This window comes from Enterococcus sp. ARL09-542, from assembly GCF_005234805.1.
Taxonomy (GTDB): Bacteria; Bacillota; Bacilli; order Lactobacillales; family Enterococcaceae; genus Enterococcus_D; species Enterococcus_D gallinarum.
Genome location: NZ_QPQX01000032.1, coordinates 1 through 9790 on the forward strand (window position 1 = coordinate 1; position 9790 = coordinate 9790).

Genomic DNA, 9790 nt, shown 5'->3' on the forward strand with positions numbered 1-9790 from the left:
TAACAGTTAATCTTATCATACAAAAAAGGAGTGGATTTCTCCACTCCATAAAAGTCTAACTTTTTGGGGTCACTACAATTTAAGGGGCTTTTTTATCTATAAAATAAAGTTCAGAAAAGTCTCTATCGTGCCACTTTCATACATGATGTATAGTCCAAGTGGAATGAATACTAAGGGCACAATGATTCGCTCGTATTTTTCAATTGTCTCGGATATTAACGGAATAGAGGATAGCACCCGACTAAGCTCGCAAAAGATAATTATGCCGATTGCAAACACAAGCAACGCCACGAGGGTCTGTGACCAATCTAACGAAGCAAAATAAGGTATATAGATACCTAAATTATCTCCGCCAGACGCAATTGTCAGCAATGTAACTGTCCAAAACAGTTGATTTGCCTTGCTTTGTTCTAATCTTTCAATAATTTCTTCCTCTTCTTCCTCACCTTCTCCAACAATTGCAAAGCGAATCCCTAAATAGATAGGGATTAAACCAAGCAATCCAACCATCCATGCTTCAGGCACGAAATTGACGACATAAGCAGCAACTAAACTCGCCCCTACAAGTAAGCCTGTGCCTAGATATTGCCCCGCATAAATATGCCATTTCTGTTTATTCTGTGATAGCTGTGCAAATAAAATAATCAATATAATTAAATAATCGATACTGGTGGAAATATAAACACCGATAGCAGATATGATTGTCTGTCCCATAAAAAAACCTCCTGTATTAGTCAGTAATGAATCAGCAGATTTTAGGGGAGCACAGACACATTAATTTAGCTATCGCTAGTGGGTAATATCGAACGTAGGAAAGCATTTTACTCCTCCTCAAAACGTAGTTACAAAGTAGTTTCTAACTGGAATTCGGTGGCTACTTGTTTGACTTTCGAATATAAGCCTGCATATTTTGCCAATTTTGTTTGATTTTCCAATCGTTCAATTTGACCGATTTCAACGATTAATTAAGTGGAGTACACCTTTCCAATACCTGGAACACCGGGCAAATATTGATATTCTCGAATGCCGACAAATAATTGCTTGATTGCTTTTCCAAGTCTTTGATGTTCTTTTCAAGCGCACGAATTTCACGTACAAGAACACTTAGAACGACATTGCTGGATTCTTGTGCAAGTCTACCTAACCGATAACTCATGGTAATTGCACGTTGAATGATTTGGCAATTTTTTCTGGATCTTTAAAGTAACCTTTTCCTTCTTCTTGTATTAAGTCACAGAACGCCTCTAAGGCTTCTTTAGCTATAGTCGCTGCATCCGCAATATTTCCATAGTTACTGCAATTCCTTTTACGGTATCTTCACCCATGACAACCATTCTAAAAATTTTCGCTAACTCGTCCATTCCAGCTGGAAAAGAATCCCAAAAATCAATATCATAATTACCATTTTAGGCTTCTAAAACAAAACTACACCAAGAAAGGATATCACCATGGATCATTGTACTAAAAAATTGGGTTCTATGATAAATAGTGTTGGTGACCAATACTATTTGACACAGAACCATTTAACTTAACTTGATGCAAATAATAACTTATCTAAATCAAATATCTCAACATATTTTTGAGTATGCTGTTTAATTAAACCTCTCTCTTCCAATGATGAGAACTTACGACTTATTGTTTCTGGGGTTGTACCCAAGTACGAGGCTAGATCTTTTTTCGACATTGGTAAAGTCACATAAGTATGGTTTTCTTCATCTTCAACGTATTCTGATAGAAAATCAATAATACGAGACTCTACTTGCTCCATACCAACTTGCATCGTTTGCTTTTCTGATACCTGTAAACGTTTCGTAACATCTGATAGTATTCTTCTCATAATTTCTGGGTAAGCGCCTAAATAGTCATCCATATCCTTTTTATGAATTCTACATATGCTCACTTCTGATATTGCTTCAGCATAATTAGAATGGTAACTTTCAGTTTGAAAAATAGCCACTTCTCCCATAAAATCACCAGGATTTAATATGCGTACAGTTTGTTCACGACCAGATTCATTTAAGTTATAAACACGTACACGCCCATTATTTATAATATAAAGTGTGTCATCTTTATCACCATTTCCAAATAACAACGCATTCTTTGCATAATGTACTTCTTGCGCTGATTGCGCAATTAAACTCATTTGTTCTTCATTTAGGTGATTAAAAATCGGAACTAAACGTATACAATCTATATGACTATGGTGGTGATGGTGTGCCATACAACTTTCCTCCTAATTAATCGTTATCTATATAGTCATCATCTTCTAACGCATCCTTGTTAACAAAGGCTTGAAGTTGCCAAATATTTATATCTAAGTAATCTTTATAACTAATTAGTAAATCTTCTAATGCATCATCTGCTTCTTCTTGTGCTAAACGCATTGCACGAACGGTGAATTCACGATTAGTCCTAAAATCTTCTACTAACTGTATGACCATTTCTTCAGCAGAATAATATTTTTCAGACGGATCTTCAGAAATTATTGTAAATTCCTGAAATTCAGTAGTTGTTGAAGCTGGCTTAAATCCTGAAGCTAGTAAACGTTCTGCAATCTTATCAAACCATGTCTCATTCTCATTGTATAAATTCTCAAAAACACTATGCAATGAATAGAAATTTGTGCCTTTTACATACCAATGATATTGATGTAATTTTACATGTAAGGTATGGATATTAGCAAGTATATGATCTGTGACAGCTACAGCATTAATCTTAGTATGATGAATGTGTTCTTTATATGCTTTTTCAGCAGCTAATTTTTCTTGTCTTTCATTTGCTGTTGTCATTTTATACACCTTCCTTTACTTTTGAACTAATAACTGAATATCCTAGGTTTTCAATAGCTCTTTCAATTGTACTCAAATTGACTTGTTCTTCATCAAAATCTACTTTTACCTTACTTGCATTGAACAGTATTTTTACAGAATCTTTTTCTACACCAGCTGTCTGTTTTAAACCACTTTCAATTTTTTGTAAACATGATGGACAAGTTAATGTTTCTAATTTTAATGTTGCTTTAGTCATATCTATCACTCCTTTAAATAAATTATACAGGACATTTCTTTTAAGATAATTGACATAGATCAATTATCTTAATTGATATCTTCTTAATCTCATTGCATTTAAAATAACTACTAAAATACTTGCCTCATGAACTAACATACCTATCGACATAGACATCCATTCACTAAATATTAAACTAACCAATAATATTATCACCACACCAACAGCAATTAGAATATTTTGTCTCATATTCGCATATGTCCCTTTAGCTAAACCTAAAGCATGGGGGAGACGATTAAAATTGGAATTCATTAGAACAATATCTGAACTTTCAATAGCCACATCTGTCCCATTTCCCATAGCAATCCCTACTTCTGCAGTAGCTAGAGAAGGGCTATCGTTCACACCATCACCAATAAAAGCAATAATTTCACCAGTAGACTGTCTTTCTTTTAGAAACGCTTGCTTGTCCTCAGGTAACATATCGCCATGAGCCTCGGTTAATCCTAGCTCCTTTTTAACTAAATTAACTGTGCCTTGATTATCCCCTGATAATACAGTGAGATTTTTAACACCAAGTGATTTTAATTTTTGTAGGTCTTGTTTAACACCTGCTCGAACTTGGTCACGGATTCCCATTAAAATAATTAACTTACGATCAACTGTCGTTAATACAATACTCTTCTTTTTTTTCAAGAACTCAAAAAAGCGGAAAATCCCAGATTTAAAAATCTGAGTTTCCGCTTTTGTCATTTCAAGGATGGACTATTGTCTCAGCCTCTTCTAATTTATTCTTAAGATATTTTTACTTTCTCTGCAGGTGCTGATACTTCTTTTTGTTCTTTTCGACCTTTCAACTTATACTTCATTAATCTCATGCCATTGAAAATTACCACCAAGATACTACCTTCATGAACCAACATTCCGATAGACATATTCATCCATTCGCTGAAGAAGACGCTGGTCAACAAGACCAACACTACTCCAATTGAAATCACGATATTTTGCTTCATATTATTTGCGGTGGCTTTTACTAATCCTAATGCGTGAGGCAAGTTGCTGAAGTTCGAGTTCATTAAAACGACATCGGATGTTTCAATCGCTACGTCCGTTCCGCTTCCCATTGCGATTCCAATGTCTGCTAAAGCTAAGGACGGACTATCGTTAACGCCATCTCCAACAAAGGCTACAATTTGACCACGTTGTTGAAGTTTTCCGATATAAGCCGATTTGTCTTCCGGCAACATGTGGCCGTGAGCTTCGGTCAAACCAAGTTCGCCGGCGACCACATCAACGGTTCCTTGGTTATCTCCTGAAAGAACGACTAGATTTTTCACGCCCAAGTCTTTTAATTCCTGCAAATTAGCTTTCACACCCGGACGGACTTGATCGCGAATGCCCATCAGTACTTTTAATTCACCGTCGACCGCTGTCAAAACGAGAGAGTTCCCTTGTTGTTCAAACCGTTTGACATCTTTTTGCACTTTTTTGCTGAGAGTGACATTTTCTTTTTCCATCAAGGCCACATTCCCAACAGCCACTCTATGTCCAGCTACACTTGAAACGATTCCGCCGCCTTTCACGACTTCAGTTCCTTCAACAGGATAAAAATTTGTTTCTCCAATTTGATTTAAGACCGCTTTTGCTAATGGATGATCTGATTCCCGTTCCACACTGGCCAGATAGCCAAGCGTTTCAGCAGAATCTTTTTCATACAGTTCAGTCGCTGCAACGGTTGGGTTTCCGACAGTTAAAGTACCTGTCTTATCAAATACAATTGTATCCACATTGCTGAAGTCTTGAATGACTTCACTCCCTTTTAAAAGAACACCGTTACGAGCACCATTCCCGATACCGGCAACGTTTGAGACAGGCACTCCGATAACTAATGCGCCTGGGCAACCTAGAACCAAGATGGTGATTGCTAACTCAATATTTTGACTGAACGCCCATACAACAATTGCCAGAACCAAGACAGCTGGTGTGTAGTATTTAGAAAAGCGATCAATGAACCGTTCCGCTTCGGATTTAGAATCTTGTGCTTCTTCCACGAGTTCAATAATTTTTCCAAATGTGGTGTCCTCACCAACTCGGTCAGCTCTGATTTGAATCGTTCCGTTTTCTAAAATGGTTCCTGCAAAAACTTCTGCATCAGCTAGCTTGTTGACCGGAACAGCTTCCCCTGTAATGCTAGCTTCATTGATATGCCCTTCGCCCGTAAGGACTGTGCCATCCACTGGAACTTTCGCACCCGTTTTAACGAGCAAGATATCCCCTTCATCTACATCATCCACTTCTACTTCTTCAAATTCGCCATTATCCATTTGTTTCAAGGCGCTTTCGGGTGCCATTTCAGTCAATTCTTTGATAGCAGATCGCGTTTGGTTCAATGTTCGTTGTTCCAAGTAGTGTCCGAATAAGAATAAGAACGTGACAATAGCCGATTCTTCATAATTTTGAATAAAAAGCGCACCAATCGCTGCAATACTGACTAAGACATCAATACTGATGACTTTGACTTTCATTGCTTGAAACGCTTGAATGGCAATTGGCGTAATCCCAAAGACAGAGGCGATGATCAAAGACCACTCTGAAAGTCCTACGTTTTCTAAAACAAAGTGACTGAAGAAACCGAGTGCGATTAACAATCCACTGATGACGGTGATAACATTTTTCTTGCTTAATATATATTGTTGCATGCTTTTTCCCTCCAAATTTAATTTCTCTTTTATTGATAAACACAGTATAAGATAATTGCCTAAGTAATTAATTGACTGACATCAAGTTTTGAAAAAATACGTGTCCCTTCTCACTATTTTTTTGATCTAACAGCCTCAATGACACTTATTCCTCTTTACAGTTATAACGATACCCTCTTTTTATCGAATAAAAATTTACGGCTATCAAGTTTAGAAAGTTCTCTTTTATCGTTTCTAAGCACCTCGAATCGGATTGCAACAAAAAAGCAATCCCGGAAAAATAGCTTTTCTTCCAGAATTGCCTAGTTCATTTAATCTGTTAAGCGGCCTTGACTTTTGCTTTAAGGACCGGATAGCCTACGTTTTCGATAGCTTTTTGAATCTCTTCAATCGAAGTGACAGCTGAATCAAAATTGGTTTTGACTTTGCTGGAGTTGAATAATACTTTAATGCTGTCTTTATCAATACCGTTAACTGATTTCAAGGCACCTTCAATTTTTTGCATACAACTTGGACAAGACAACGTTTCTAATTGCAATATAGCTTTTTCCATAATTCCTATCTCCTTTATGTGTTTTTATTTTATCCGCAGCAGATTAATGAACACTGCCTTTTCCTCTTTACAACTGTAGTATAGCTCACTTTTAGCAAACGAAAATTGACGCATATCAAGTTTTGCACTTCTTTTTATCTTTTTGCTCAATTCACCATCTTAATAGTCTTTTTCTGCCCCTTATTGCCATCAGAATAATAATAAATTGGTGGATAGTCTTGTCTGCGTATAAACCATACTACAATCGCGCCAATAAACAGGGCCAGAGACAAGGCTTGCGAAACGCGGATCCACTCGCCAATCCATAAACTGTCCGTTCGCATACCTTCAATGAAGAACCGACCCACTGAGTACCACAAAACGTAACTCAAAGCGACTTCTCCTTGACGCAAAAGCTGTTTTCGGTTCCGTATAGTGACGATGAGGACAAAGCCCAACAAACTCCACAATGACTCGTATAAAAAAGTCGGATGGTAGTAGGTACCATTGATATTCATTTGTTCAATGATAAATTCAGGTAAATAAAGATTTTCCAAGAATTGACGAGTAACCGGTCCACCATGAGCTTCCTGATTCATAAAATTGCCCCAACGACCAATGGACTGGGCTAACAATACATTGGGCGCTAAAATATCAAGAACGAGTGCCAAAGAAGTACCTTTTTTCTTTGCATACCAATATAGCGTACCCCCTCCTGCAATCAATCCCCCATAAATCGCAATGCCGCCATTCCAAATCGCAAGGATTTGTCCTGGATTTTGCAGATAATAACCACGTTCAAATAACACATAATAAAGCCGAGCGCCGAGGAGTCCAATCGGAATTGCCCATAAGGCCATATCGATAATGGTATCCTCTTCCAGTCCTTTTTTCTTTGCTTCCTTGGTGCTCAACTGGAGAGCCGCTAATATGCCCGCTGCAATAATGACTCCATACCAATGAATCACAACAGAACCAATCTCCACCGCATGGGGATTCAAAACGCCTAATACGAATTCCATTCTATTTGCTCCATTTCTTCAATTTTTCGCGTCATTCTAGTCATGGTGATGCTGAACAAGATTCCGGCTAAGCTCCATGGAAACCAAACAGTAAATACACTTTTATCTCCCTGGTCACGCTTCGTAATACGCCACTTTTCCGTGTCCGATTACGCCGGCTCCTTTTACAACTTCCTCTTCTTTTTCCATAGCTAACCTATCTGCCTCAACAACGTTAGACGTTTTTGCTTCGCCGCCAATCGTGTTCTTGGTGAAAGGGACGACAAAGAATGCACCCGCTGCTGACAACGTGATGGCAACTATCACCCAAAAATAATGCACATTCACCCCTACTTATTTTTACGTTTTGTTCGACAACCCTATCTTAAAGAAAAATAAAACAAAAAAACTTGAGGGTTATCATGTTTGTGCTTTTATTTTTCCAATGAATGAAGGTCGTTCTGTCTTAAAAAAGCCAAAAACGGACAGATGGAAGCAAAAGCACTGAGTTCTGTCCCGTTGTTAATGAAGAGCGACAGAACACCAACGTGTAGAAAAAAGTGTGTCCGATTATTCGCTGTAAAGCAATAAATCATCTAAATCCTGAATCTTGATCCTTTTCCCAGACAGCTGTTGAATCAATCCCTCGTCCTCCAATTCTCCAAATTTGCGACTGATGGTCTCAGGTGTCGTTCCTAAATAGGAAGCAATGTCCTTTTTTTCCATCGGCAGGGTGATGGTGGGAGAGTTGCCCATTTCAGGTTCCACATTTTCTGCCAAAAACAAAACTAAACGGGTAATGACACTCTCCAAGGCTACTTGTGTCGTTTGACGTTCTGAACTTTCTAACCGTTTAGACATTTCCGCCAATAGTTTTAAAGAAATAGCTGGGTATTGTTCCAGAAAATCTTGGACATCTTTTTGCTGAATCATACAGACAACGGTATCTCGGGTTGCTTCGGCATATTCCTCGTGTACTGCATCCGGGTTGAACAAGGTCCATTCTCCGGTGAAATCACCAGGATTCAAGATCCGCACTAGCTGCTCTTTGCCAGAGTCTGCCAATCGATAAATACGGATTTTCCCACGATTGATAATATATAAAGTATCCTCTTTTTCTTGTGAACGAAACAGAAACTCTCCTTTTTGATACTGTTTCGTGTGGGCTTTTTCAGCAATGTAATTCATCGCGCTATCCTCTAAGTGATTGAATATTGGAACCAAGCGGATACAGGCTGCGTGGTCGCCAATTTCATGATGGGTATGTTTAGTCAATTCATTCTCCCCCTTTATTTATTTTGTTTATATTCGCTGCTTTTATTATATAAGTCTCTTACTACAAAAAAATTGATGCACATCAAGAAAATGGAAAAAGGACTGGAAAGAATTCCAATCCTTAAATCAGCTTCTACTTTTACCTTAATCTTCATCCTCATCAAGAGCGTCATCATCTTCTAATGCTTCTTTACCAATGAACGCTTGCAGCATCCAAATGTTCTTGTCTAAGTCATTTTTAAAAGCAATCAATGTATCTTCTAAAGCATCGTCACCCTCGTCTTGAGCTAAACGAATCGCGCGAATAGTTAGGTCACGAGTGCTTCTGAAGTCCTCGATAATATTTTCAACCATGTCTTCTGCTTTAGCGTATTTATTAACTGCATCTTCCGAAAGCATCGAATATTTTTCAAATTCAACCGTTGTCGAAGCAGGTTTATGCCCAGAAGTAATTAGACGCTCCGCAAGTTTGTCGAACCATTTTTCATTTTCGTTATACAACTCTTCAAATTTTTCATGCAACGTAAAGAAATTGGCTCCTTTTACATACCAGTGATATTGGTGCAGTTTCACATGTAATGTATGCATGTTGCCTAAAAGATGATCCGCAATGGCCGCTGCATTAATTTTCGTATGATGAACATGTTCCTTGTGTTCTTATTCTTCTTGCAATCTTTCTTGGGGTGTTCTTTCTTGAGTAACTTTATTTTCAGTCATGATTTATTCCTCCTATAATTTTGGTTTGTTTAAAATAGCTTTCTTTGATTCCTCCTTTTTCTTTACTGAATTTAGTATAGGATAGATTTCCGTTAAAAAAATTGACGCTCATCAAGAAAAGTATTTCTTAATAGACGCCAGGCTTCTCTATTAAATTCAACTGAAATAATCAAAGGAATGAAGTCGTTCCCTCCAAACAAAAATTTCATTAAAGTAGGGCCTAAAAAAAGAATAGCAACTATACTTTGTCAAGAGACCTGACTGCTATTTTTTTGCTTGTTATTCTTCAATTACCAAATGTCTTGTCTTGCAGTATATTTAATGCTCTTTCTCACTAGTGTTGCATGCAACACTAGTGAGAAAGAGTATTAATAAGATTAACCTAGAAGAATAACTTTACTTTATTTATGTCATACCATAAATAAAAATTGAAAAGAATTTTTTATTTATTTTTAGTAGATCGATTAATAGGAGTTTTAGCTTGGGAGCGTCAATAATTTTGTGTAAATGATTCTTCCCTACTGCAGATTGTTTCTAATTCTCAATCAGTTGGCTTAGCA

The 9790-nt window shown here is 37.4% G+C and carries 8 protein-coding genes and 4 pseudogenes; all 12 read right to left on the minus strand.

Going from position 1 to position 9790, the window contains the following annotated elements:
- Positions 1-96 precede the first annotated feature (96 nt).
- The 12 genes and pseudogenes from DVW06_RS16410 to DVW06_RS16470 all read right to left on the minus strand — a co-directional run bounded on the left by DVW06_RS16410 (position 97) and on the right by DVW06_RS16470 (position 9230).
- Positions 97-714, minus strand: a complete 618-nt coding sequence (locus DVW06_RS16410; protein WP_003125451.1) for a CadD family cadmium resistance transporter — start codon at positions 712-714, stop codon at positions 97-99.
- A 164-nt stretch (positions 715-878) separates the two neighbouring features.
- Positions 879-1263 (minus strand): annotated as a pseudogene (locus DVW06_RS17890) (transposase); the annotation flags it as partial.
- A gap of 265 nt (positions 1264-1528) precedes the next feature.
- Entirely contained in the window at positions 1529-2221 is a 693-nt protein-coding gene (locus tag DVW06_RS16420) for a Crp/Fnr family transcriptional regulator (protein WP_005225225.1), read from the minus strand.
- Between the two features lie 16 nt (positions 2222-2237).
- Positions 2238-2789 carry a Dps family protein gene (locus DVW06_RS16425; protein WP_005237709.1) on the minus strand — a complete coding sequence of 184 codons (552 nt, stop codon included), beginning with the start codon at positions 2787-2789 and terminating at the stop codon, positions 2238-2240.
- A 1-nt stretch (position 2790) separates the two neighbouring features.
- Entirely contained in the window at positions 2791-3027 is a 237-nt protein-coding gene (locus DVW06_RS16430) for a heavy-metal-associated domain-containing protein (RefSeq protein ID WP_003125446.1), read from the minus strand.
- Positions 3028-3090: 63 nt separating this feature from the next.
- Positions 3091-3759, minus strand: a pseudogene (locus DVW06_RS16435) (HAD-IC family P-type ATPase); the annotation flags it as partial.
- 41 nt (positions 3760-3800) lie between these two features.
- A complete protein-coding gene (locus DVW06_RS16440) occupies positions 3801-5705 on the minus strand; it encodes a heavy metal translocating P-type ATPase (protein ID WP_005225221.1) in 1905 nt (634 codons plus the stop codon).
- A 319-nt stretch (positions 5706-6024) separates the two neighbouring features.
- Complete coding sequence (locus DVW06_RS16450) at positions 6025-6258, minus strand: heavy-metal-associated domain-containing protein (protein WP_003125439.1); 234 nt, start codon at positions 6256-6258, stop codon at positions 6025-6027.
- A 146-nt stretch (positions 6259-6404) separates the two neighbouring features.
- On the minus strand, positions 6405-7259 hold the full coding sequence (gene lgt / locus DVW06_RS16455; RefSeq protein ID WP_005470378.1) for a prolipoprotein diacylglyceryl transferase: 855 nt from the start codon (positions 7257-7259) through the stop codon (positions 6405-6407).
- Positions 7244-7580 (minus strand): annotated as a pseudogene (locus DVW06_RS16460) (hypothetical protein). Before DVW06_RS16460 ends, lgt begins: the two are co-directional and overlap by 16 nt.
- Positions 7581-7808: 228 nt before the next feature.
- On the minus strand, positions 7809-8513 hold the full coding sequence (locus DVW06_RS16465; RefSeq protein ID WP_003125436.1) for a Crp/Fnr family transcriptional regulator: 705 nt from the start codon (positions 8511-8513) through the stop codon (positions 7809-7811).
- A 144-nt stretch (positions 8514-8657) separates the two neighbouring features.
- Positions 8658-9230 (minus strand): annotated as a pseudogene (locus tag DVW06_RS16470) (Dps family protein).
- Between the last annotated feature and the right edge of the window lie 560 nt (positions 9231-9790).